At 52.3% G+C, this 25496-nt stretch carries 20 protein-coding genes and 1 riboswitch; of the genes, 11 read left to right on the forward strand and 9 right to left on the reverse strand.

Going from position 1 to position 25496, the window contains the following annotated elements; genetic code table 11:
- Nucleotides 1-13 precede the first annotated feature (13 nt).
- Entirely contained in the window at nucleotides 14-3814 is a 3801-nt protein-coding gene (locus tag FCL47_RS09845; protein WP_136813322.1) for a translocation/assembly module TamB domain-containing protein, read from the reverse strand.
- Nucleotides 3814-5508: an autotransporter assembly complex family protein gene (locus FCL47_RS09850; protein ID WP_167496440.1), complete on the reverse strand. Its 1695-nt coding sequence runs from the start codon at nucleotides 5506-5508 to the stop codon at nucleotides 3814-3816. Before FCL47_RS09850 ends, FCL47_RS09845 begins: the two co-directional genes overlap by 1 nt.
- 161 nt (nucleotides 5509-5669) lie before the next feature.
- On the opposite strand from FCL47_RS09850, the gene rlmD reads away from it, so the two are divergent.
- The 4 genes from rlmD to FCL47_RS09870 all read left to right on the forward strand — a co-directional run bounded on the left by rlmD (nucleotide 5670) and on the right by FCL47_RS09870 (nucleotide 11282).
- The gene (rlmD, locus tag FCL47_RS09855) at nucleotides 5670-7031 is read left to right on the forward strand and encodes a 23S rRNA (uracil(1939)-C(5))-methyltransferase RlmD (RefSeq protein WP_167496441.1); all 1362 of its coding nucleotides are present in this window, start codon (nucleotides 5670-5672) and stop codon (nucleotides 7029-7031) included.
- A gap of 15 nt (nucleotides 7032-7046) precedes the next feature.
- A riboswitch (TPP riboswitch) is annotated at nucleotides 7047-7158 on the forward strand.
- A gap of 267 nt (nucleotides 7159-7425) precedes the next feature.
- Nucleotides 7426-8469: a thiamine ABC transporter substrate binding subunit gene (locus FCL47_RS09860; RefSeq protein WP_136813325.1), complete on the forward strand. Its 1044-nt coding sequence runs from the start codon at nucleotides 7426-7428 to the stop codon at nucleotides 8467-8469.
- A gap of 39 nt (nucleotides 8470-8508) precedes the next feature.
- The gene (locus FCL47_RS09865; protein WP_240744194.1) at nucleotides 8509-10200 is read left to right on the forward strand and encodes an iron ABC transporter permease; all 1692 of its coding nucleotides are present in this window, start codon (nucleotides 8509-8511) and stop codon (nucleotides 10198-10200) included.
- 17 nt (nucleotides 10201-10217) lie between these two features.
- Nucleotides 10218-11282 carry an ABC transporter ATP-binding protein gene (locus FCL47_RS09870; protein ID WP_136813326.1) on the forward strand — a complete coding sequence of 355 codons (1065 nt, stop codon included), beginning with the start codon at nucleotides 10218-10220 and terminating at the stop codon, nucleotides 11280-11282.
- A 12-nt stretch (nucleotides 11283-11294) separates the two neighbouring features.
- Here the strand turns inward: FCL47_RS09870 and FCL47_RS09875 are convergent, their stop codons facing one another.
- Entirely contained in the window at nucleotides 11295-12041 is a 747-nt protein-coding gene (locus tag FCL47_RS09875; protein ID WP_136813327.1) for a DUF4197 domain-containing protein, read from the reverse strand.
- A gap of 236 nt (nucleotides 12042-12277) precedes the next feature.
- Between FCL47_RS09875 and FCL47_RS09880 the strand changes: the two genes are divergently transcribed.
- The 3 genes from FCL47_RS09880 to FCL47_RS09885 are packed head-to-tail and all read left to right on the forward strand — an operon-like array spanning nucleotide 12278 to nucleotide 13784.
- Nucleotides 12278-12922: a LysE family transporter gene (locus tag FCL47_RS09880; RefSeq protein ID WP_136813328.1), complete on the forward strand. Its 645-nt coding sequence runs from the start codon at nucleotides 12278-12280 to the stop codon at nucleotides 12920-12922.
- Nucleotides 12923-12932: 10 nt separating this feature from the next.
- Nucleotides 12933-13103, forward strand: a complete 171-nt coding sequence (locus FCL47_RS24535; protein ID WP_167496442.1) for a hypothetical protein — start codon at nucleotides 12933-12935, stop codon at nucleotides 13101-13103.
- Between the two features lie 39 nt (nucleotides 13104-13142).
- Complete coding sequence (locus tag FCL47_RS09885; protein WP_136813329.1) at nucleotides 13143-13784, forward strand: thiamine diphosphokinase; 642 nt, start codon at nucleotides 13143-13145, stop codon at nucleotides 13782-13784.
- A gap of 214 nt (nucleotides 13785-13998) precedes the next feature.
- On the opposite strand, the gene FCL47_RS09890 is transcribed toward FCL47_RS09885, so the two are convergent.
- On the reverse strand, nucleotides 13999-14688 hold the full coding sequence (locus tag FCL47_RS09890; protein WP_136813330.1) for a glycine zipper domain-containing protein: 690 nt from the start codon (nucleotides 14686-14688) through the stop codon (nucleotides 13999-14001).
- Nucleotides 14689-15555: 867 nt separating this feature from the next.
- Between FCL47_RS09890 and FCL47_RS09895 the strand changes: the two genes are divergently transcribed.
- The 3 genes from FCL47_RS09895 (at nucleotide 15556) to FCL47_RS09905 (ending at nucleotide 18875) form a co-directional block, all read left to right on the forward strand.
- The gene (locus tag FCL47_RS09895) at nucleotides 15556-16857 is read left to right on the forward strand and encodes an Nramp family divalent metal transporter (protein ID WP_136813331.1); all 1302 of its coding nucleotides are present in this window, start codon (nucleotides 15556-15558) and stop codon (nucleotides 16855-16857) included.
- Nucleotides 16858-16869: 12 nt separating this feature from the next.
- Nucleotides 16870-17784 (forward strand): universal stress protein, encoded by a 915-nt coding sequence (locus FCL47_RS09900; protein WP_136813332.1) that lies wholly within the window; start codon nucleotides 16870-16872, stop codon nucleotides 17782-17784.
- Between the two features lie 215 nt (nucleotides 17785-17999).
- Nucleotides 18000-18875 (forward strand): alpha/beta fold hydrolase, encoded by an 876-nt coding sequence (locus FCL47_RS09905; protein ID WP_136813333.1) that lies wholly within the window; start codon nucleotides 18000-18002, stop codon nucleotides 18873-18875.
- On the opposite strand, the gene FCL47_RS09910 is transcribed toward FCL47_RS09905, so the two are convergent.
- The 4 genes from FCL47_RS09910 to FCL47_RS09920 all read right to left on the reverse strand — a co-directional run bounded on the left by FCL47_RS09910 (nucleotide 18868) and on the right by FCL47_RS09920 (nucleotide 22799).
- Entirely contained in the window at nucleotides 18868-19761 is an 894-nt protein-coding gene (locus tag FCL47_RS09910) for a polyphosphate kinase 2 family protein (RefSeq protein WP_136813334.1), read from the reverse strand. The two genes, FCL47_RS09905 and FCL47_RS09910, sit on opposite strands and share 8 nt — an antisense overlap.
- Before the next feature lie 57 nt (nucleotides 19762-19818).
- A complete protein-coding gene (locus FCL47_RS09915) occupies nucleotides 19819-21501 on the reverse strand; it encodes a SulP family inorganic anion transporter (protein ID WP_136813335.1) in 1683 nt (560 codons plus the stop codon).
- Nucleotides 21502-21732: 231 nt separating this feature from the next.
- Nucleotides 21733-21888, reverse strand: coding sequence for a hypothetical protein (locus FCL47_RS24380; protein WP_153306364.1), 156 nt, complete (start codon nucleotides 21886-21888; stop codon nucleotides 21733-21735).
- A gap of 299 nt (nucleotides 21889-22187) precedes the next feature.
- The gene (locus tag FCL47_RS09920; RefSeq protein WP_136813336.1) at nucleotides 22188-22799 is read right to left on the reverse strand and encodes a hypothetical protein; all 612 of its coding nucleotides are present in this window, start codon (nucleotides 22797-22799) and stop codon (nucleotides 22188-22190) included.
- Nucleotides 22800-23495: 696 nt separating this feature from the next.
- Between FCL47_RS09920 and FCL47_RS09925 the strand changes: the two genes are divergently transcribed.
- Nucleotides 23496-24170, forward strand: coding sequence for a hypothetical protein (locus FCL47_RS09925; protein WP_136813337.1), 675 nt, complete (start codon nucleotides 23496-23498; stop codon nucleotides 24168-24170).
- Nucleotides 24171-24360: 190 nt separating this feature from the next.
- On the opposite strand, the gene FCL47_RS09930 is transcribed toward FCL47_RS09925, so the two are convergent.
- The gene (locus FCL47_RS09930; RefSeq protein WP_136813338.1) at nucleotides 24361-25179 is read right to left on the reverse strand and encodes an SDR family oxidoreductase; all 819 of its coding nucleotides are present in this window, start codon (nucleotides 25177-25179) and stop codon (nucleotides 24361-24363) included.
- Between the last annotated feature and the right edge of the window lie 317 nt (nucleotides 25180-25496).

Genomic DNA, 25496 nt, shown 5'->3' on the forward strand with positions numbered 1-25496 from the left:
GTGTCCTGTACGGCTATCGTTCAAAGGAATAAATCAGATCTGTTCCAGTCGACTCTGACGAGCTTCTGGTCTCCACGGAAAAACCGCGTGTCAGATCGTATCGGACCCGAAACTGACCGAGTTGATTGAACATATTCAGGTCATAACCGATATACAGGTCCTTGGTAAGGCGTTTACCGACGACCAGTGACACATTTTCCTTGGTACTGCTCCCCTCAAGGTGCAGGTCGTCGAGAAACAAGAGGTTCCCAAGCTTCTTGACAAAACCGGTACTGCCGTTCACCCCAAGCATGACTGCGGCAGCCTCGAGAACACTTCCCTCCGATTGCGTGGAGCCGGCCAGGGAATGTCCAACCATCATCATCGACAGGATCTCGGTATCCTCCATAAATGGATCGGAAAAAAGATGATATTTAAGGTCCTGGACCAGGCCGCTGATGTCCACCCCCACAACATAAGCCACCCCGCTATTATTCTGGCCATCCACTTTTACCTGGGCCCTGACATCAACACCGGGATTATCGATAGGCCCTCCGGTAAACAGCATTCGCCCCCTCTCAATACTGAGGGACCGACCGTAAATGGTAAAGGTGCCGCCGACAAGATCGAGTTCTCCCCGGCCGGCCAGGGAATTGTCGGGATTGGTGTTGACCATCAATTGTCCGCCTAACCTGCCGGCCAGTCCATAGCCATTGATACGGACATCGTCCCCCAGTCGGACCTTAATTTGCAGACGTACTGGCCAGCCGGCAATCTGCTCTTTTGCCGTATCATCGACGAGAACAACATCATCGGAAACACTGATCGAACCACTCATCTGCTCCGGAGTTATCCGTCCATACGGCACGTCGATGGTGCCACGAACCTGAACATTTTCGGCGGAGAAGGTTACCTGGATATCCGGATTGACCCGAATAAAATACTCGGGAAGATTCACCAGAAGGAATTCGTTGCCCTTTATATCTACCGTACCTTCTATCCCTTTCGGGCCATATTGCAATGTACCCTCGGCGGTCAGTTTCCCGGAACCGGAAGTCGCTGCAGCGGTTATCTTTGCCGATTTCTCTCCAGCCTGAATGGATAAGGTCACATTTGTCAAAGTGATTCCCTGATAGGGCAGATCGATCCCCCCATCCTGAATGCTCACGGTCCCGTATATCTGCGGCTTCCCAATCGTACCGGCAAGGGTAAACGAATTGTTCACCCGGCCAGACGGTTCCACCCCATAACTGGTAAAGGCGGTGACGGAAGACAGATCGAAATGATGCAATTCAAGGCTTCCATGCACAGGCAGAGAGCCTAACGGGGTCGCAAAGCTCCCCACTCCGCTGGCATCACCATTCAGGATAACCTGGCTGCCATTGCGCATGCGGATATCCGCATGCGCCTGCACAAGCGAGTCAGCCAGCTGAAGAGACAGCACGGAACCGGCAAAGTAAAAGGGGGTCTGCTCATTTTCCTTGATTTTTGCCAATGCCCCAGAGGCCTGAACACGACTGTCCACTCTGGCTGAAAGCAGGCGATGCCTGTTGCCGGCAGCCTCTATGTCCGCATGAAGCTGGCCTCTGACCGGAACAGCAATCAACTTGAGACGATTAAGCCACTGCAGGGGCAGCGAAGTAAGTTTGCCATGCATCCGCCATGCGGTTTCTTTTTCCAGCTGTACATCGCCTCCGAGACAGACTGCGCTTTCGCCATTCGACAGACAGAATGCATCAACAAGAGCGCCATGACTGTCGGCGGTAACTGCGCTGTCTTTCTGCTGCCGCCAGATGCCATAGTCGAGCGTAGACAACTGAAAATGAGACAATACCCCCTGCCATGTATCACGATACCGGCCATGAATTCTTCCTGCCAGACGGCCCAGCGGCCCGACACCTTCCACCTCAGCGGAATGGTTCGCCGTCGTCCCATGCAGCGTAAGCCCGACTTTATCCAGAGGTACCCCGGCCAGAGACATTTTTTCCCCGACCAGCGAACCGCGCAGTTGTCCTTTACCGGTAAAATCAGCCTTGATTTCTGCCTGCATCCGGCCAAAAGCATAGTCCTGATAGCTGAGCCCCTTCCCCTGGAACTGCGCACTCAGCTGCGGGGTGTTACGATTGCCCTGCAGGTTACCCCGAAGCGATACGCTGCCGGCAGCTTTCGGCAGAAGCGCGCCGATCCCCGGAGAGACAAAGGAGAAATCCAGGGCCAGACGATCTCCCGCCCGGCCATTGACCACCAGCTGCGACAAGCCGCTTTTCAGCACCAGACCGGAGGTTGTCAGGATCTCGTCGGTGAGGGTGATTTCGCCTCCCCCGGAAAGTTTGTTTCCGCGCAGCGTACCGCCAATTTTTTTTATATTGAGAGAGCCCTCCGGTCCGTTTTTCCCCAGTTTGCCCTCTGTTGCAAATTCACCGTTGATACTGCCCGGAAATTCGGCATACAACCAGGACGGGTCAAAGTTGTCCAACCGTACCTTAGCTGACCAGCCTGGCTGTGCCGCCCATGAGAACGAGCCTTCTTCGATCAGGGCAAGACCGGTCACCTCGCCGCTGCGAATGGTCAGGCCATCGGTGTACACGTCGTTTTCACGGAGAAAGACATTGCCGGATGCCGAAACCTTGTGATCACGCAGCAGGCCATCGAGGCGGGAAACTGCGAAAGATGCGACAACACCATGCTCTTTAACGTCTCCCTTACTGACCAGTTCGGCGTTGAGTTTCCCCTGCAGCTCCGTGGTTATGACGGAAGGATCGAAGTTTTTGAACAGAAAACGCCCCTGCCAGGAAAATATATCCCGCCAGGAAATTTTTCCACCCATTGCTTCCGCGGAACTGTCTTTGCCGTAAATACGCAGGGATTGAAAATCGATGCCCCAGCCATCGCCATCAATATCGCTGACCAGATGCTTGTCAGTCAGGGCATCCCATGCCCCGTCCGCCTCGACATGCCCCCGATAGCTGGAAAAATCACCGGTGAGCTCGCCGGTTACCGCCGCCAGCTCTATTTTCGGACAATATTCGATAAGGGTCGACAGATCGACATCTTTGGCATCAAGTCTTGCCGTCCACGTCGGCACGGTCAGAAGATTGACGAAATCGCCTTTGACCCGGATGGAGCCGGGACTATGGATACCGATCTCCACATGGGGAGCCTCGAGCGGTCCGCCGATCGAAAAAGTGCCGGCCATCGGATAAAATCCGAAACCGGCCAGGCGCCAGTTACCGAGCAGATCCACGCGCCGGTTCTCCTGCACTTCGATATTTCCATGCAGCGTCAGTCCGAGGTCCGGACCCTGCATGTCAAATTCATTGACGGTAAGCCACTCGGCATCGCCCGAAAAGGCGGCAGTGAGGCTGTCGATCCGCACCAGCTCCACCCCCTTACTGTCAACTACATCCAGCCTGTTCACGACCAGGCGGTCAACTTGAACAGAAAAAGGCAGACCCGTGGCAAACAGGTTATTGGCGGGCTGCCGGGCTGCATCGCCTGACTGTTTATTGGCCGGACCAGCATCGAGAACGACACTCACCCCGTTCACGGCAATTTCTGCAATAGCCAGCTTCGCCCTGAAAAGGTTTGCCGGACGCCAGGACACGTCCACCTGTTGCACATCGATATCTACACCTGCGCCCGGCAGTCGAACACCTTTAAAGCGCATGTCACCAAGCAGGCGCCCTTCAACCTGGCCAATAGAGACAATGCCACCGCCAAACCGATTGACCCCCTTCTGGATAACAAGCAGACCGCGCTCTGTCGAGAAGAGGAACACGAAACCGACCAGCAGCAGGAGTAACATCGATAACAGGAAGAATGAGGCGTGTTTCATCACAGATCGCCTCCTACGGTGATATGAACGTGAAGCGGATATCCATCTTCCGTTACTGCCGAGGCGAGGTCGAGGCGTATCTGACCGAATGGTAACCGAAACCTGACCCCAGCTCCCGCGCCCTGGCTGAAATCAAGTGACAGATCATCGGTCGCCGTTCCAACATCCCAAAACGTGGCGAGACTCCATCTTTCGGTGACAACACGCTCGAGCTCAATACTGCCTACCACCAGGTAACGACCGCCGATGACCGTGCCGGAAGAATCCTCAGTACCAATTGATTTATAACTATAGCCACGGACACTGCTGTCACCACCGGTATAAAAACGTAAGGATGGCGGAAGTTTATCTATCGAATCTACCAGGGTGACTCCGAGCGAGCCTCGGCCGATTACCCGCCAGTCTTTGAGCGGCGTAACGATCGCCTTACCATTTACCGTAGTCTGCAGAAAATTGACGTCGGAAACCAGCCCGTCGACGCCCCCCAGAAAACCAACCGATGTCTGTAGACCGTTTCTGGTATACAAAATATCGTCGGCCAGCACCATTCCGGCTTTAAACGAGGGAACCAGCAGGGTTGAGGCACCACTGGTACTGCCTATATCATAAACCTCATCACGCAACTCCACACCGCCGCCCAGGGTGTAGCGAGGTCCTGCATATTCATGGGCCACCGAGGCGGTAAACAGCGTGGTATTCGTGTCATTCCATTGTTTATCCTGATACGTGAGACTGTTGATCAGTTTATTATAGCGCGGCTCGCTGCCAGGAATTTCATAACGCAACGATATTGCGTTTTCGAATTGCGAGAGTTGCAAGGAACTGCTGATCTTATGGCCTTCAGAATTAAAAAGCCTGTTGGACCAGTCCACTTTCCCTTTAATCCCGGTATCGGTGGCGTAGCCTAATCCAAGGCTGTATTTATTCAGGTGCTCAGGTGCCGTCAGCTGAACATCGACGGGAACACGAAAATCCGTTGCCCGACGCGTTCGCCCCTGCACCTCTACCCGACTGAAATAATCAGTGCGGTAAAGTATCGACTGCAGTTCGAATATTTTTGCAGGGTTGTACGCATCGCCTGGCTTATACGGCAGATATCGATCCAGCAGATCCTTATTGAGGATATTCCGGGTACTGGTGGTTGTGCCGAAAACATACTGCCGGCCGCTATCGAAAACCAGATGGACCGCAGCACTATTCGTTTGCGTATGTATCCGCAGGGCTCGTTCAGTAAAGCCGGCATCGAGAAACCCTTCTCCGCGAGCGAGATAGATCAGTTGCTTTTTTCCCTGTTCGTACACTTCCTGATTCAGGATGTCGCCTTTCTTGACCGGAAATGCAGCGACGCCCTGCACCAGCTGCACATTGTTACTGCCTTGTCCAGTCAGCTCAAGGGCCACATCGCCGACAATAACCGGCGGTCCTTTGTCTATTGTGTACATTGCAGTGAAGGTTTCACCATCTTTTTTCAGCTGGCTTTCAACAACCGGATTATAATAGCCAAACGGAGCCAAGGCAGACTGGATATCCGCTTTTGCCTGCCGGTGTAACCGCTTGATTGCTTTCGGCTGCAACCTTTCATTGTTTTTCTGGAGATTAATGGCCAGCCGGGCCATGACATTTTTGTAAAGGGGGCCGCTGACTCCTTTCACCGCAACATCAAGGTGAACGGTTGCACCTGCCGCCACAGGCATCAGTGTCAGCAAGACCATAAACAAGAATACTATTCGACAGAACAAGGATGGTATACTATGAAAGAATGAAATTTCAGAATTGAATAGAGGCATCCGTACCATTCATCGCAACCGCATGGATGTCGTATCCTGCCGGCGAGACACAGAAAAATAATCGAACAATGACACTTGAAAAAATCCACATAACAAAGATAGTTAACGGAGGGTACGGTTTTGCCCGACTTGCCACCGGACAGATTGCTCTCGTCCGGCAGGTGCTGCCGGATGAGACCGTTATATTAACCACAGAAGAAGCGAAAAAAAACTATCTTTTTGGCAGTGCACAACAAATCCTCACCGAACACCCCGGAAGGATTCTGCCCCCCTGCCAGTATTACGGCCAGTGCGGAGGTTGCGATCTGCAGCACTGCAACTACACTACCCAGTTGATTCTCAAACGAGGTATTATCGAGGACCTTCTCCTCCGGCAAAACAACCAGGCAGTCAGGGAGTCAGCTGGTCTGCTGGCAGATCCGGTCCCCTCACCCCATGCCTTTGGCTACCGGCAGCGCATCCGACTGCAGATCGGCCGCCACGGGGTTGTCGGTTTTCATCGATATCATTCCCATGATATTATCCCCATTGAAAGGTGTCTGCTGGCCGGTGATTCCATAAACAAAACCCTCACCGCGCTACAGGTTCATGAAGATGGACGCAGGTTGTGCGAACTGTCAACTGAGGTGGAAATTCAGCTTAACCCACAAACCGGACAGACGGTCTGTATTTTCCATTTCAGCAGAAAAATCCGCCCGGCCGATAGTGAATCGGCCAAACGATTCTGCCGTGATGTCCGCGACGTCGAACGGATATTTTTCATTGGCACAATCTTCCCCATCACCGGGCCTTTTTTTGACGAACACGATAAGAGCAATACACATTCCGGCAACAACCTCACGGTTCATTATCCTGCTGCCACCGGCGCAGAAAACCCCTTCGCACTCTCCTGGGAAGCCGGCGGGTTCTGCCAGGTCAACCTGACCCAGAACAAAAATCTTATTGAAATTGTAATTGAGTTCTGCGACATCACGCAAACAGAAACCGTCCTTGACCTGTTCTGCGGTATGGGGAATTTCTGCATCCCCCTGGCCATGAAAGCACAAGAGGTTTTCGGCATCGAAGGCCAGGGTTCCGCCATCCGCAGCGCGAAAGTTAATGCGGCACATGCCGGACTGACCAACACCCGATTCCTGAAAAGTCCGGTAGACACTGCCTGCATGGACCTTGCGGAAAAAGGCCGCCAGTTCGATTGCGTGGTCATGGATCCGCCGAGACAGGGGGCACCGGGACTTGCGCATCAGCTGGCAAAAATTACAACCAAACGCCTGATCTACATTTCCTGCGATCCGTCAACCTTGTGCCGCGACCTGGCAGATCTGAGCTGTGAAGGGTTCACTATCCGCAAAATCCAGCCGGTCGATATGTTCCCCCAGACCCACCACATCGAAACCGTGGTTCTTCTGGAGAAAGGTTGCAAACCGGCATAATATTACCTATCTTGTGCACAATGATGCGGGAGTTCGGGGCAACCGGGCTGAGAGGGGTTTCATTAGTAACCCGACCGTTTAACCTGATCCGGATAATTCCGGCGGAGGGAACAGTGTGACCTATACAGCCGTCTCCTGCCCGGAGGCGGTTTTTCTTTTGGGCGACACATGCCCTGAGATATAATCTTTTTTCTGATTGCCCCGGAACGCAGCCTGTCGGAATGGAAGGGTGTGAGCTGTTCGTTTTTCGGGTCTCTGCAGCCAAGGATGGCTGCAGCGAAGCCCCCAGGGATGGGTTTACGGCGTCCCGGAAAACGAACAGCTCACACCCTGGCCCAGTAGCTGAACATTAGGGGTAATCAGAATCTTTTTTCACATTATTTTGGAGGATGGTATGAACAAAACCGTATGCCTGGCAGGGAGCGTATTGCTTGCGGTCGGCGTATTCTGGACCAATGTGCTGCACGCGGAAAAGACCATCACCGTCATGACCCATGACAGTTTCAACATCGGCAGAGAGGTGATGGCGAACTTTGAAAAGGAAAATCACGTCAAGGTCCATTTCTTAAAATCGGGCGACGCTGGAGCCGCGCTGATACAGGCTATCCTCTCTAAAGAAAACCCCCTGGCCGATGTCTTTTACGGGGTCGACAACACCTTTTTTTCCCGGGCAGTCGCGGCCGACATCTTCCTCCCCTATGCCTCGCCACTGCTCGCTGATATCCCCGCTCCGCTGAAACTCGACAAACTCAATCGACTGCTGCCCGTCGACTACGGGGATGTCTGCCTGAACTACGACAAGGAGTGGTTCAAAAAAAAGAAGCTGATGCCCCCGACCGATCTGACCGATCTGATCAAACCGGCATACAAAGGGCTGACCGTGGTGGAAAATCCAGCCAACTCCTCCCCCGGCATGGCTTTTCTCCTCGCCACCATTGGCAGATTTGGCGAACAGGGGTATCTCGACTTCTGGCAGAAACTGCGCGACAATAAGGTCATCATCGCCAACGGCTGGGAGGATGCCTATTACGGTCATTTCACCTCTGCCTCCAAAGGCGACCGGCCGATCGTCGTCAGCTACGCCTCCAGTCCGGCGGCGGTTGTCCATTTTTCCGACAAACCATTGACCGAAGCGCCTACCGCCGCTGTCGTTGCCGGCAACACCGCCTTTCGCCAGATTGAATTCGTCGGCATCTTAAAGGGCACCAGAGAAGTTGAACTTGCCCGAAAACTTGTCGATTTCATGCTGAGCAGACAATTCCAGGAAGATATCCCATTGCAGATGTTTGTCTTTCCTGCGAACGCAACCGCTTTGCTTCCATCGGTCTTCAGCAAACATGCGCTGGTCGCCGACAACCCGATAGTGGTCAGCCCGGCGGATATAGAGGCCAATCGGGACAGATGGATCGAAGCCTGGACGAATGTCGTCCTGCGCTGAAAGATCAGCTTTGCATGATTTTCACATGGAGAACAGTACGTGCAACGGTCTAACCCACTTTTTCGCTGGCTACTGTTCTCTCTGCCCCTGATCTTTCTGATCCTTTTCTATTTCTATCCGCTGCTGAAAATAGTACTGCTCAGTTTTTTGCCGGAAGGTTCATGGAATCCGGCCAGACTGGGCAGCCTGATACATTCCCCCATCTATGGCCGAATCCTGTGGTTCACCTGCTGGCAGGCCGCTGCCTCCACCCTTATAACTCTGACACTGGCCCTGCCCGGGGCCTATATTTTTGCCCGCTATCGCTTCTTTGGCAAAAACCTGCTCCAGGCCCTGCTGACCGTGCCTTTTGTGCTGCCGACCGTTGTCACCGCCGCAGCCTTCAGGGCATTGCTCGGAACCAACGGCCTATTGAACAATTGGCTGATGGCAGGTTTCGACCTGTCCCGGCCGCCGATAAACATTGATCAAACCGTGGCCTTTTTCCTCCTCGCCCATGTGTTTTATAATTACACCCTGGTGGTTCGGATCGTCGGCGGCTTCTGGGCCGGACTCAACCCCGACCTGGGGGCGGCCGCCGCGATGCTGGGGGCCTCGCCCCGGCAGATCTTTTACCGAATCACCCTGCCCCTGCTGCTGCCGGCCATTGGATCGGCCGCACTTCTCGTCTTCATTTTTTGTTTTACCAGCTTTGGCGTGGTGCTTATTCTCGGCGGCCCGGGATATGCGACCCTTGAAGTGGAAATCTACCGCCAGTCGGTACAGTTCTTTAATCTGCCCATGGCCGCTGCGCTTTCTCTGATCCAGATCGCCGTCAATTTCCTCCTTATGTGGCTCCACGCCAGGTTAAGCAGAAAATCGCAGGTCGCCTTCTACGCCGAGTCGGCGACAGGGACCGCAATACCGCTTGAGACAACTGGCCAGAGGGTTTTTGTCGGCACAAACATCCTCTTCATGGTGCTTTTGCTGCTCACCCCGCTGCTCGCCCTGCTGGCCCGTTCAGTAACCGGGGAAGATGGCCTGACACTGACTTACTATTTGGCACTTTTTTCCACCCAGGCCAGATCGGTGTTTTCCGTTGAACCGATTGCAGCGGTCGCCAACAGCGTCGGTTTCGCGCTTGCAGCGATGTCTCTCGCCGTCATCCTTGGCCTGCTGGCCGCAACCTTTCTTGCATCAGATAGGGACAAAACATCTACCGGCTCGACTATCTGGGACGCCATTATTATGCTGCCGCTCGCCACCTCGGCGGTAACACTCGGCTTTGGCTATATCATAACCCTGAACAGGCCACCCCTGAACCTGCGCGATTCCCTGGCGATCGTTCCTCTTGCCCATGCCCTGGTGGCCTTTCCCTTTGTGGTCCGCTGCATCCTGCCGAGTCTGCGCCGGATCCCTCCGAGTCTGCGCGAAGCCGCCGCCCTGCTCGGCGCCTCGCCTTACCAGGTCTGGCGTCGGGTGGATATCCCCATTATCAGCAGGGCGATCCTGGTTGGCGCCGTTTTTGCTTTCTCCATCAGTATGGGCGAATTTGGCGCCTCGGCTTTTGTTACCCGGCCGCATACCCCGACCATGCCGGTGGCTATCTTTCGTTTCCTCGGCCAGCCGGGTGATTTAAACTATGGACAGGCCATGGCCATGAGCAGTATCCTCATGCTGGTCACCTGCTCCGGCTTCTGGCTGCTCGGCAGGCTGGAGGGCAGAAACACATCGCCCGGCTTATTGAAGTGAAAACACAAGAGCAATCCATGCAGGACAGTCAAAAAATACTCGAAGTAGTCCACCTGTCGAACCTTTATGACGGCAAGCCGCTGCTGCAGGACATCAATTTCTCACTTATGAAAGGAGAAATCCTCTGCCTGCTTGGCCCATCAGGCTCCGGCAAGACGACCTTGCTCCGTCTGTTGGCGGGACTTGAAAAGGTAGATGCCGGCACAATCTTGTTCTGCGGCCGGGATATCCGGCACGTTCCGCCACATCAACGTAATTTCGGCATGATGTTTCAGGAGTATGCCCTTTTTCCGCATAAATCAGTGCAGCAAAATATCGCTTTTGGTCTGGAGATGCAGCACTGCCCGGTTGCGGAATTGACCAGTCGAGTGGAGGCAGTGCTCACTATGGTCGGTCTCACTGGTCTGGCACACCGCAATATCGATGAATTGTCGGGCGGAGAACGGCAGCGGGTGGCACTGGCCCGAAGCCTTGCCCCAGAGCCGCAGCTGCTGCTTTTGGATGAACCCCTCGGCTCGCTCGACCGGGCCCTCAGGGACCGGTTGACCGGTGAAATCCGCACCATCCTGAAAACCCTGAACGTCACCGCAGTTTTTGTCACCCATGACCAGGCCGAAGCCTTCAGCATTGCCGACAAGGTGGCCATCCTGCACCATGGCATCCTCCAGCAGTTCGAGACCCCGGAGAATCTTTACCGACACCCGGCCAACAGCACCGTCGCCAGGTTTCTTGGTTTTCACAACCTCATCGCCGGCACGATTACAAGCGACAATATGTTCCAATCCCCTCTGGGCGCCTTGCCGGTAAAAAACACGGCAACCGATACAATCACCCGGTCTACCCTGCTGATCCGTCCCGAAGGGGCTCGCCTCGCGCAAAGTTTACCGGCACCACAAAATGCGCTGCAACTCTCAGGTACAATTACCGACCGGCAGTTTCAGGGCAGCACGTACCGATTGAACCTCGACGTGAATGGTCTCGCTCTGTCTTTCGATCTTCCGATCGACCCGCCGCCACCGGAAATCGGCCGGCCGATACAGCTCGTGTTGAACCCTTCGGCCCTTGTTCTGCTGGGCAGTTAAGCCAAACAGGCTCTATTGAAACACTTTTTTCAGGAGGTCGGTGACCCGGGCCGCCGGATCGGTTCGAATTTTCGCCTCTTCTTCGGCCAGCCGGACAAACAGTCCAGCAACTGATTTTTCGGTGACATAGGTATCCAGATCGACCATATAATTACTGGCGAAAGGAATGGTTTGAATTTGATTCTCTACGGTTTTATAGGATCGCGTGACGCCAGCGGCAGCCATGGATTTTTGCACTATCGGCTTAAGCAGTACCTGCAGCTTGCCCGATGTTTTTCCCTGAAAATATTGCGTGGCGGCATTATTTCCGCCCTTGAGGATCCCTTCAGCATCGGCAATTGTCATCTGTTTTATGGCATCAACGAACAGGGCCTCCGCCTTCGGCGCGGCTTTTTCCGCCGCACGATTCATGCTCAGTTCAAACGCATCGACCTGCGAACCAAACCCGGTGGTTCGCAAAATTTTTTCAAATTTCTGCATCGCCCCAGGCAGTGGGATTTTCAGCTTCGGGTTGGTATAGTAGCCATCTGTTTTGGAAAGTGCCTGCACAGTATTGCTGGTACCAATCTCCAGGGCCTGCTTCAAGCCATCGACCACTTGCCCCTGGGAGAGATTTGTGCCGCCACCCCTGGCGGAACCACCACCCGCAGTTTCCTGCACTTTTTTAAAAAGACTCCCGTAATCAACGGCTGCAGACGGTGATGGGTTCATAACCAGCAAAAAAAGATAACAACCTACCATAAAGAATATTTTACGCATCGCTTGGTCCTTTTGCCTTGAGTTTATCTGCCGGATATTGGCTTTTCCCTTGATAATCGATCTTCAGGCCAGATTGTATGCATCAACCGACAAAAGACAATTTCAGAAGAGCTTTTTTGCGTCAGGCATTCTTTGTCGATACTTCTCGCTCTCTTTTCTTACAATCCGTTATTGAGAAACCCCACCCGGCCCGGTATAGTCAAATTTCTTCTTTCTTTTTGCCAATGGAACAGTCTATGGAATTTGCTCTTGTAACTATTTTCTGTACCTCCTTTGTTCTCGCGCTTTCCGGTGCGCTCATGCCCGGGCCACTGCTGACGGTCACCGTCAGTGAAAGTTCGAGACGGGGAATGATAACCGGACCACTGATGATTTTCGGCCATGGTCTTCTTGAACTGGCTCTTGTCGTCGCCCTTATTTCCGGGCTGGCCCCGATTCTTGCCCGGGACGATGTCTTTATTCTCATTTCCCTTACCGGTGGCGCGGTCCTGCTCTGGATGGGGTTTTCCATGCTGCGCAGCCTGCCGGGACTGAGCCTCGATTGTCAGGCGACAAACCAGAAGTCAAGCAATCTTGTGATGATGGGCATAGTTATGAGTGCGATCAACCCTTACTGGCTGATCTGGTGGGCGTCAATTGGTCTGGGGTACATCATGCATTCCCTTAAATTCGGCCTGCTGGGCGTTACCGCTTTTTTTCTCGGCCACATTCTGGCCGATCTGGCGTGGTATGCATTCATCTCTTTTGGCGTCGCCAAAGGGAGGCATCTGTTCAGTGACCAATTTTACCGGAAGTTGATCGGCGGCTGCGCCGTTTTTCTCATCTGTTTTTCCGGTTGGTTTTTCTATAGCGGCGTGCAAAAGACACTGGCCGTCATCTGAAAGTTACGTCATGAGCCGCGATCAAGATAAAGCTGCCCCGCAGTATACCTGTAACGACTACCGGGAAGAGATGATCCTTCTTGCCTTGCGCCAAAAATTGCAGCGCTCCGACCTTACCGATGACCAGCGCGCAAAACTGGCCCGGGAGATAGCAGATCTTGAGAAATCTCTCGGTTTCTGAAAGCAAACATTTCGCGGTATCTGAGGAATAAGGAATAATATGTTCGCTGTTATTTTTGCCAACGGCATTCTTGACCCATCAGCAGAGCTTGATAGTCTCATTGACCAGGCAGAGCTCATAATCGCTGCCGACGGGGGGGCCAACCACTGCAACAGACTCGGCATCACCCCGGATATTCTGCTCGGCGATCTTGATTCCATAGATCCACCACTTCTGGCTGCGTATCAAGATAAGGCAATTGCCATCCATCGCCATCCCCGACACAAAGACGCGACGGATCTGGAACTGGCCCTCGATCTGGCGGTAGAACAAGGCGCCCGGGCAATCCGGTTAATCGGGGCACTGGGCGGCAGATGGGATATGAGTCTTGCCAACATCATGCTCGCCGCCAGCGACAAGTATAAAAACCAGGAAATCCTGCTATCGGGCCAAGACTGCTCCATGCAGATACTGCATCCCGGCAGGGACTGCACCCTCAGCGGCAGACCTGGCCAGAAGGTTTCCCTGGTTCCCCTTAAAGGCGATGTGCACGGCGTTACCTTAACCGGCTTTGCCTACCCCCTTACCGGACAGACCATCCTGTTCGGCTCCAGCCTTGGGGTAAGCAATATCATGCACACCGACCAGGCAACGGTGCAGCACCGCGAGGGTATTCTGCTCTGCGTTCTTTTCAGCGAATAAAGCAATCCCGGCAACTGGTCATTGTTGCCTTATTTTCAGGGAGGGATTGCAAGAATACAAAAGTTCCAGCGATCTGCCAGCCATCCGTTTACCAGTACAAACAGCCCAGGCGCACAAGGTAGACCCGCTGGAACCATGAACCACCTGCAGTGCCGCAGCAAATGCACCACCGCAGTATGAGAAAACCGGAGTGTTGATCAATCTGCTCGTTACCCTACCATCGCCGATATCCGCCTCGATATCCGCCCCGATATCCCCACCCGTAACCACGATACGGCCGGTGCCAGTAACCACGATTCCACATCCAGCGGTCCCCGAGCCACAGCCATGTACCACCTACCCAGAAATAATCGGGCCCCGGTGCCACGTATATCGGTTCCGGCAGCGGTGCCGGCGGGGTTGCCCCTACCTCGCCCCCTACGTAGGCTGGATCGGCCTGGGTCTGGGTGTTGATCATGAAATCGATGACGGTTTCACTGACCCCGGAGTTTTTCAGACGGATGATATCTGACGTGCTGAGGTGATAGACCGTGCGGGAGTTGCGAATCTGGCTGATAATAAGATCATCGCTGATCCCGGCCCGCGACAGGGCCTGAACGTCCATCTCCGACAACGGCTGTCCCTGTTCAACCCGCACCAGTGTCTGGGGGGCCTGGGCCCGCAATCGTGCCTCCTGTTCCTGGTCCATGCCATGACCGATAAGGCCGCCAACTACTGCCCCCACGGCCGTTCCGACAGCTGCACCGGCACCGGGATTACGTGTCATGCTGCCGATTATTGCTCCCGTCGCCCCGCCGGCCAGAGCTCCCGAGGCCGTATAGTCTGGCCTTCCCTGCGGTGAATAACAACCGGTTAGCGAGAGACCTGCTACGGTTACAGCCATCAGAACAATTGATTTTTTCATGTTTTTTTCCTCCACTGGGTTGTATAACGCACTTTAACGCCGACATATTGTTGCCATGCTGGCCCGCTTACGATCAACACTCTTTATGATAGTGCGCCTTTCCCTGATTCTCTGCTGTCATTATGAAGCAGCCCCCAATAAAAGTACCAGACAATAATTGAGAGAAATCGAACAGTAAGAAAGAGTGACACGACAAAAAGGCTGTTGCATTGATCGGCACCAATAGAGAACAATAGTCAAATTCCCAACGCGATAGTATAATCATTCCTGTGTGTGTTTCAATTTATTGTATATACTTGATATTAAAATATTTTATATAAGACTCACCACTTTCCAGCTCACCTGAAATGATGCTGTGAAATAGAGTATGATCTGGCTGTTGTGCACGCAGGAGTCAACCTGCATAGATAGCAGGAGAATGTGCAGCAAATATGGACGAATTACGGAAACAGAAACTGGCTGGTAAGGTTCTCCCTCCCTTCCTTTATTATATAATCTGATTACCCCTCAAGTTCAGCTACTGAACCAGGGTGTGGGCTGTTCGTTTCCCGGGACGCCGTAAACCCATCCCTGGGGGCTTCGCTGCAGCCATCCTTGGCTGCAGAGACCAGTAAAACGAACAGCCCACACCCTTCCATTTCGACAAACTGAGCTTGAAAGGTAATCAGATTACATAATGCAAAATTAACTTTTCGTCATATTATTACAAGCGACACAAAGAGGTTGTTCCTTTCAGAAAAGAGGGGTATCCATTCGAGAGGCCCTGAAAAACCATGTCTCTTGTTACACAAATCACTGACGCTCCCCTCCCAGCTCCCCGAGAAAACGACAGCATGCGTTTTTTTTTGATCGGCAAGGACAATAACCATGCATGACAAGCAAACAAAAAATAAGTCTCAAAGTGCAGATAATAAGACAGTGCAGAGTGCCTTGAAGATCCTTGGCACTCCTTCCGGTAAAAACCGGCTGACCCGTCTGCTGCCATTTCTTGGCCCCGCCTTTATCGCCAGTGTGGCCTATGTCGATCCGGGTAACTTTGCCACCAATATCCAGGGTGGCGCCCAATTCGGCTATATGCTGGTCTGGGTTATCGTGGTCAGCAACCTGATGGCCATGCTTATCCAGACTCTGTCCGCCAAACTCGGCCTGGTCACGGGTAAAAACCTGGCCGAACACTGCCGGGAACAGTTTCCCAGGCCGGTTGTTCTGGTCATGTGGGTGTTGATGGAACTGGTGGCAATTGCAACCGACCTTGCAGAATTTTTAGGAGCAGCACTCGGCTTCAACCTCCTCCTTGGCGTACCTCTGCTGGTGGGTGCCCTTCTCACCGGTATCGCCACCCTGCTTATTCTTGGACTTGAACGTTATGGCTTCAGGCCGCTGGAAGCAGTTATCTCGGCGATGGTGGGGATGATCGCCCTGTGCTATCTGGTGGAAACAGTTCTTGACAAACCAGACTGGGCACAGGTCTTTCATGCGACCTTTGTTCCGCAATTTGCCGGGCCGGAAAGCGTAGTGCTGGCGGCCGGGATTCTCGGGGCAACAGTCATGCCCCACGCCATATTTCTGCATTCTGCGCTGATGCAGGGGCGAATCGTGGTCACCGAAAAAAGTCAACTGCAGGGGCTCTATCGTTATGAGATCATGGACATTGTTATTGCCATGGGCTTGGCCAGTTTTGTCAATGCAGCGATGCTCATCATGGCCGCCGCGACGTTCTATAAGACGGGCCTTACCCATATTGCCACCATCGAAGAGGCGTATCGAACGCTGGAACCACTCTTGGGCTCGGCGGCGAAATGGTTTTTCGGTATGTCGCTGCTTGTTGCCGGGTTGTCGTCATCCACGGTGGGAACCAGTGCCGGGCAGATAATCATGCAGGGTTTTTTGAAGACGCATATCCCTGTTCTGGTGCGGCGACTGGTTACTATGCTGCCGGCGATCCTGGTCATCTGGATCGGTCTGGACCCCACCCGCACCCTGGTTATGAGCCAGGTTGTCCTCAGCTTCGGGCTGCCTTTCGCCGTTGTGCCCCTGGTCATGTTCACCCGGAACCGGATTATTATGGGGGAAATGGTCAATAAGCCGGTAACCACAGCTCTGGCCTGGCTGATCGCATTTATCATTATCAGTCTTAATGTGTACCTTCTCTATCAACTGCTCGGTTAACGGAGTTTTATCATGTTCAAACATATTCTCGTTCCGTTGGATGGCTCACGACTGGCTGAATCGGCTCTGCCGTCCGCTGCCTATATGGCAGACAAGCTGGCCTCGAAGGTTACGCTTATCCATGCAATAGAACACAATGCCCCTCAGGAAGTACATGGACAGCCACACCTGAGGAGTGCCCGGGAAGCTGACCTCTATTTAAAGGAAATTGGCAATCGATGGTTTCCCGATGTTCGGCTGCTCGACTGCCATGTCCATACCGCCGAGGTCGCTGATGTCGCCCGCAGTATTGTCGACCACTCAGGCGAGCTGGACTACGACCTGATCGTCATGTGTTCCCATGGACGGGGAAAGGCAATGCAACTGTTTATGGGCAGCATGGCCCAGACAATCATCGGACTCGGTACCATTCCAGTGCTGCTTGTCCGCCCGGATGCAACGGGCGCTTTTCCTGAATTTACCTGCAGCACCATCCTGGTTCCCCTCGATACCGACCCGGAGCACGCCCAGGCATTGCCGGTCGCCAAAGAGCTGGCAGGAGAATTTGGTGCAGCGCTCCATCTAAGCATGGTGATTGAACTTTTCACCACCTTGTCGGGGGTCAGGGCGGTGACCAGCAGGCTGCTGCCGGGCACCACATCGAGACTACTGGAAATTTCCGCCAGCAATGGAAAAAAATTCGTCCACCGACTCCTCGGAGAACTCGTCGATCAGGGTTACAATGCGAGCGCGGAGGTACTGCGCGGCGACCCTGCCGCGGTCATTGTTAAATCGGCCCAGACCAACAAAGCTGATCTCGTTGTCCTGGCGACCCATGGAAAATCCGGCATGGAGGCGTTTTTAGCCGGCAGTTTCAGCCATAAACTGTGCAGCCTCTGCACAACACCGCTGCTGTTGCTCCCGGTGGCAGGCGAGCCTGCGCAATAATTATGGAGACATGGAGTTACAATTCTTTTCGGTCATAAGTTTTTCTTCAACTCTCGACCATGTGCATACCGTGACACGCATCGTATTATGTACTGGTCAGTTCAAATGATCAAACTTTTGATAAGTTTGTGTTGGATTAATCTGTACCGAGTATTGCCGAGTTCCATTTTGTCGAATGTGGCGGTACCGGGTATTTATCGATAGGTGTTGATGATATGAAGCGACAATGGCTGGTGGCAGGAGCTCTTTTGCTGGTGCTGGCGACTGCAGCGGCAGGAGTGTGGTTTCGGCCTGTACCAGGTAATTTTCTATATTACCTGGTCTGGCGATTGGCTTCCCGGGCGTCGGCAGAGAGGGGAGAAATCAGTTATAATGGGGCCAATATCCATTATGTCGCCTACGGTGAGGGAAAGCCGGTGTTGCTGTTGCATGGGGGACTCAGCAATAGACTAAGCTGGTTTTCGCAGATACCATGGCTGGTTGAAGCGGGCCGGCGGGTGGTGCTGGTGGATACGCGAGGCCATGGCAAATCGACGCTGGGCCATGTTAAATTAAGCTACCGCCTGTTTGCACAGGATGTCATTCAGGTGCTGAACCGACTGAATATCGGCCAAACAGACATTATTGGCTGGAGCGATGGCGGTATTATTGCTCTGCTGCTGGGCCGCGACTGGCCAAAGAGAGTGGGCAAAATCATTGCTATCAGTGCCAATTTTGATCCATCGGGAGTAAAAGCAGAGGCGGGCATAGCACTGCAGGCCAAAGACTCCGGACATTTGCGCTGGTTATGGCTGTGGCTGCGGGGCTGGTGGTCGGGTGCGGGAGAAAACTTCGCGGCACTGGAAACGAGGATCTGGCGACTGTGGCGCACTGCGCCGCGTCTGGGGCAAGAGGATCTGCACTCCATCCATGCACCGGTACTGGTAATCGTCGGGGAAAAAGATGTGATCTCGCTGGAGCATTCGGCGCAGCTGGCGCAGTGGCTGGGGAACGGTCGACTGGTGGTGATACCGGGGGCGGGACATTCGGCTCCGGTGAGCCATGCAAAGGATGTGGACGGGATTGTGGCGAGTTTTTTGGGGATTAAGTGATTTTTCTCTGTTTGTGCCCGGCCTTTTCTCCGTCACCGGCATCACCGGTTTTACCTTCCGCCACAACTATCTCGTGGTACTTCTTTTTAATCTCAGCAATATCAACGGTCGGTTCCGGAAATTTCATATCCAGAGAGTCCAGGGTGTCTGCGACTATTCTGGAAATCGCCAGATTGCGAAACCATTTATGATTTGCGGGAATGATAAACCATGGTGCGTGTCTGGTACTGCATTTGCTGAGCGCATCCTCAAAAGCCTCAGTGTAGGCATCCCAGTAAGGACGCTCCGCATAATCCCCATCGCTGATCTTCCAGTGACGGGTCGGGTCATCGATCCGCTGCTTGAAGCGTTTGAGCTGTTCCTCGGGGTCTATATGCAGATAAAATTTCAGGATATGGGTGCCGTTTTCATAAAGCATCCGTTCAAAGTCATTGATATGCTCGTAACGCCTGGACCAGATGTCTTTCGGTACCATATTATGAACCCGCTGCACCAGAACATCCTCATAATGTGAGCGGTTGAAGATTGCCACCTGTCCCCTGCCCGGTGTGGCCTTGTGGTAACGCCAGAGAAAGTCATGGGCGGCTTCTTCTCTGGAAGGCACCTTAAAGCCAGTAACCGTACAGCCTTGGGGGTTCATACCGGTCAGCACGTGATTGATCGTGCCGTCTTTTCCGGCAGCGTCGCGTCCCTGCAAAACGATGAGCAGGGATCGCCTGTCCTCCGCATAAAGCAGGTACTGCAGTTCCTGCATCTTCTTCACATAGTGTTTTATTTCCGGCAAAGCATGCTTGTGGGATTCATGCTGATCTGAAAAATCAGGGTCGATTTTACGCAGATGAACCTTGCTGCCCGGTTTTACGCAGAAATTTTTGAGGTAGTCCATAGGAGTCATTTCCATCGGTGAAGATTTATGCTTTGAATCTCGCACTCCGCCAGGGCGTTAATCACTCTCCCGGCGATACGCTGCCAGGAGATCCTGCAGGTCGGCGAAATATTCATCCTGTTCGAAAATTTCGCCCAGCCTTTTGGCACTCTCAGTTCTCACGTTCTCCATCATTTCGGCCATCACCAGACGTACCCCTTTCTGGTGCAGCTGAAAATGCAGGGAACGCAGGGTTTCACCGGCAGAATAATCCACATCATCCACTGCCGAAGCATCAATGCAGAACCAGCGCAATCGTGGATTGGCCTTATCGACTAATTGTATCACCTCAGCCACGAGCTGATGGCAATTGGCAAAATACATGCTATGGGTGAAATGATAAATCATCAGTCCCGGCAGAGCCTGCGCGTGGCTCGAGACCGGGTGCCGGGACATAATACCGGTCTCGTCCGGCACCAGTAATAAGTTATTGGGATGATAACCACGCCGGGTATGGTCGATCAGCGACAGGACGATCGCCACAACGACGCCCTGCTCTACCCCGACAAACACTACCATAATCATGGTCATCAGAGCTACCCAGAATTCGGAACGGCGCTGGTTGTAGATCCTGCGTAAACCTGCAAGATCGACCAGATCAAGCCCAATCAGGAAAACCACCGCCGACAACACTGCATCCGGCATGTAGGCCAGGGGCCCGGTAAGAAATAACAGCACCAGCAAAACGATAACCGCCGTAAAAATCGGTGCCAACTGGCTGCGTCCGCCGGCACTGTCCACCATCTGGGTCTTGGTAGGGCTGCCGTTGACCACAAAGGTCCCGGACAAGCCGGCGGCAATATTTGCCATACCAAGGGCCACCAGATCGGTATTCTCGCTGAACCTCTCGTTGTAACGGGCAGCATAGGCACGGGAGGTTGCCGCGCTCTGCGCCAGAATAACCACAAACATGGCAAAGGCGGTGGGAACAAGTCTGATGATCAGCTCCCAGCTCCAATTCATCTGCGGCAGACCGAGATGCGGCAATCCACCCGGCACTTTTCCCAGTACCGGCAGATGGATTTTCAGATCCAGAACCCAGCTTACAATGATGGCGACAATAACCGCGAGCAAGGCGCCGGGGATTTTGTGCGATATTTTCCTGGCACCAACCGTAGCCACCACCACGGCCAAAGCAGTGACCAGCGCATAGCCATTGACCTCCTGGACCTGTTGCAGGTCATTGATAATTTTCTGCAATGTGCCATGTCCGCCCCCTTTTATCCCGAGCATTCCAGAAATCTCGCCCAGCGCAACCTGTATGCCGACTCCGGTCAGAAAACCGGTCAGCACCGTGCGGGAGAGAAAATCCGCCATAAATCCCAGGCCGATCATTCGTGCCAGCAGAAGAAAAACGGCCGCCATAAGTGCCAGTACTCCGGCGAGCGCCAGATACAATTCTGAACCCGTGGATGCCAGTCCTGCAAGACCTGACGCTAGAATTGCCGCAGTTGCCGAATCTGCTCCTACCACCAGATGACGTGAAGAACAGAAAATGGCATACACCGCCATGGGCAGAAGGAGAGTATAGAGGCCGGTAATCAATGGCGTGCCGGAAATCTTCGTGTAGCCCATCACTTCCGGAATGGCCAGGGCAGCGAGGGTAAGACCGGCAACCAGTTCGCCGGGGATCTGACTGCCTTTGATCGGCAGCACGCCCTGTAATATCGGCCAGCGGGAGCCGGCGAATGGCTTGGTCATCTCAGATAATTAGAAGCAGGGCGATACTGCAGGGTACCACCCCTCTTACTCTTAATTTTGATGGGCCAGGGCGGACTCTGTTCGCAGCCTGCACCGCTGCCGGAACCGGCCAGCTGGTTGTTACCGGAGAGTTTTATCTTCCGGCTTGGTTTTTTCCCGTACAATCTTATGATGCAGCTCGACTGTCAGCATCTCTATGCGCTGGCTGAACTGCCGTGTCAGTTGAGTCAGTCAGGTGTTGTGCTGGAGTAATTCCACCAGTTGTTCCGCATGTTTTTCGGTGATTGCAAGACGCGGGTCATTGACCATGGCCAGATCCTCTCGATGGCGGCCAGCAACATCGGCATGAACCTTGTCCCGGTCCGCCTGACGGGTCGGACAAGCCAAACACAAAAAAGCCCATGCACCCGACAATAAACCAGAACGGCTTGCGGCCGAGTGTTAAAAGGATGCCACCGATCATGCCGTTCAGGAGATACATAAAATACACTCTCTGTCTTTCAGCATGTTTTTTTTAAGTAGCGCGAATCACATCAATCATACCTTGGGCCCGGGCATTTTCCGTATACCCCCACAAACCGTGCGGCACCGGCTGGTACCAATATTACCATAATCGACTCTATTCACTTTACGACCAAGAGCAGATAAAAAGTGAACCCGTGGCAATAATTGCCTGTAAAAGCAGCTTAATACCTCCTGTCCTCTCTCTCATATTTTCTTTTTGATGGAGAATGTGATTTTTGCTGATTGATTTTTTTCTGACGGTGCTCAACTGCGGGCTTTTGCTGATATCGCCTTGGCTCCTTATATACTGGCTGCTCTCGGTAGAGTCGAGGGCGATAGTTCTCAACCCCCCAACTTCCTCGCTTTTCCCAGTGTCGATCATTGTGCCATGTCTGCCAGTTCCGATGCAGTCGTTTCACCGGGATCCTTTCATAGCTCCATCGTTTGCCGTGCCAGTTAGAGCCCTTGTAGAACCGTCGCCAACCGGGATCAACGTTACGATAAAAAGTTGGCACTCTATCGTAGTATGACCAACCATGATCGTAATGATTTGATCGATACCAACGCCCCTGCCAAGGACGCCACCACCAGCCATCAGAGAAGAAGATATCTACGTTTACATCGGGAACAGCGTAGGCATATGTACCCGGCAAGGCAATCACCGCCGGCGGTGCGGCGAAGACTATGGGGGGTGGCAGGGGAAATCCAATGCTTATATTCACCTGTGCCTGTATCATCCCCGGCAGGAAACTTAACAGAACCCAAAAAACTGTCCCAAAAAGTAGCTTTTTCATTTGGTTCACTCCTTTACGCATCATCGATGCCATACGGGTTAAAAAGAATCTCGTTCCATACAGAGATTACACCTTCATACTAATCATCAAATTCTGAAAGAGGTACACCATTATTCCAAGTTTTCTGAAGAACCTTATCCCGTGACTTTATCATCGATCACTGTGTATTTTACAAACAAAATTTCTTTAGATTTTTTCCTATTCTGCTTGACCTAATACCGTGGGCTCGATCCTCATTTCAGCCTATAGCAAAACAGTTCCATGAGGCTCTCCAGTAAACCTCCACAACACGAGGGTTCCACCTGTCACTGCCGATAGTGCTGTAACGATTCAGTCCGTTTTGCATGATGCCCGGCTCCGCAGTTCTCCTTGCAGTATATATTATGCAACATTTTTTCTATTATTTCACTCAACTCATGACGGCTTAAGATGATAGATTTTCATAGGTTAAACGAAAATTACGTATATCTGGCAATCGTCATCGGTACTTTTCTCGAGGGAGAATCTATTCTCGGAAAGAATGACGCAATTTGCTCTCATATACAGAGAAGGGCACCTGGAAATTCTCAGATTTCACGGACATTTATAGCTACGACAAGAAACTGACTATTTTTCTTGTATGCGCATCTGCCTAAAGTCATTCATTTATGTTGTGGATTGCTCGCCATAGGACCTCACTGTTGCGGAACGTCTGTATTGGTTAGAGACTACAGACACGAACAGGTTTTTGATCATTATTTAAGAGAAGAATTCTTAGTTGATCAGATGGAGCAGCTGGAATCATCTGGAGAACTTGTTGAATCGGTTCAAATTTATTGGCTTTCTATGTCGAGAGTAATGGAACTTGCTTTGCTCTGTGCTGGTAATTATGCTGACTTTGGACAGATTCGTGAAGCAGGTGATTTAATGGTAAATCCAAGACATACTGAAGTTCATATCGATGGCACCTGGGAGCCGGTTAGAGTCAAGAGGTATGAAAGGATGACAGAACAGTTTACAGATCATGCTCCTGCAGGAACAAATGTAGGAGAATGGCTGCGTGATCATACGCATCTTGTGCATGTCAAGGATCCTTTGATACCAGATTTGTATGATATGCTGAAGGGGGCAGATATGCTGTCAGATTCATATATTTCATCTGTCTATTCAAGGATGCAAAAGATTTCACACACGATGACCTGTATCATGCAAGGGCAAATTATGGATCCCAATTATCCACTCAGTGGAGTGATTCCAGAAGAGAAAGAATGTGTTGAAGCGAATCTGTGTAGATATAATAGAAAAAAATTCCATCAGATAGGTATGGATATTGATTGGTTATTAAATGATGAGTATTATTGCAGCAGTTTTTTAAAGAGTGAGGTGAGGTAATACGTCATCGTTGTTTCTGGCGATCTTAAAGAATCGCCTCCTCATTGAATCACTGCTCGCATCCTGATATGGTCCACTTACTTATTCCCCGAAAAATCTGGAATCCGGTCAGCTGAATCACCGGAAAACACTTGCCCGGCAGCAGCCTCCTGATAAAGTCAGGTTTTCGCTCTCTGGCCGGGTTCATAATTCAACCGTTACTGGTAAATCCCGGATAGCAGGTCATCCCCCCATCCACAAAAATCGTCGTGCCGTTTATATATTCTGATTCATCTGAAGCGAGCCACACTGCGACACGGCCAATGTCTTCCGGTTCCCCTATGCGTTTATACGGGATGAGCCTGTTCAACTCATCCAAAGCCTCAGGAGTTTTCCAGGCATCCCTGTTTATTGGTGTTTTTATAGCTCCAGGCGCGATGCTGTTACAGCGTATTTTGTGCGGGCCATACTCCTGGCAGATACTTTTCATCAGCATGACAATTGCTCCCTTTGATGCCGCATAGTTGGCATGGCCTGCCCACGGGATTATCTGGTGTACAGAACTCATATGGATAATCTTCCCCAGGGATCTGGAAACATCGGGGCGCATTCCTCGTCTCAGAAACTCCCGAATGGCCTCCCGGGCACATAAAAACTGCCCGGTAAGATTTACATCCAGCACAACATTCCAATCTTCAAGAGACATCTCGTGCAACGGCGAGTCACGCTGCAATCCGGCGTTCGGCACACAAATATCCACGGTTCCGAAATGGTTGACGGCCTTCTGGAACATTGCCTCTACCTGGTTTTCCTGGCTTACATCACAATGAATCGCGATGGCCTCCCCGCAAAGACAGTCCTTTGAAATTTTATGGGCGATATCCTCAGCTATCTCAGGGTTGGATACATAGTTTATCACTACATTTGCCCCATCCCGGCCAATCGCCACGGCGACTGCTTCACCGATTCCTGAATTTGCTCCGGTAACAATACAGGTTTGACCCGAAAGTCTTTGCTTGTTTTTTTGCATATCATTATTCCAGTGTCTCTTGTTTAAGATGATCTGTAAGACGAAGAACCACAGTCGTTCAAGCAGGGTTTACCGCCGAGCTGAAAACAAAAAAGCTCGCATGTTTCAGTACCCCGGTTAGCAATATCATAAGGATTCATTGCAGATTGTCTTGCAATAGCTCATAGGGTTTTCGTAATCATTCACCTAACCCATGTTTAACACAGCAAAAATAATATCTAGAAAATATAAACACATACAGCCATTAAATATTTCCAGTGGCACTACATTCGCATTATTTTGCATCAGTTGAACATTTTGCGAAGGCCCACCGGGGA

The organism is Desulfopila sp. IMCC35006 (genome assembly GCF_005116645.1).
GTDB lineage: Bacteria > Desulfobacterota > Desulfobulbia > Desulfobulbales > Desulfocapsaceae > Desulforhopalus_A.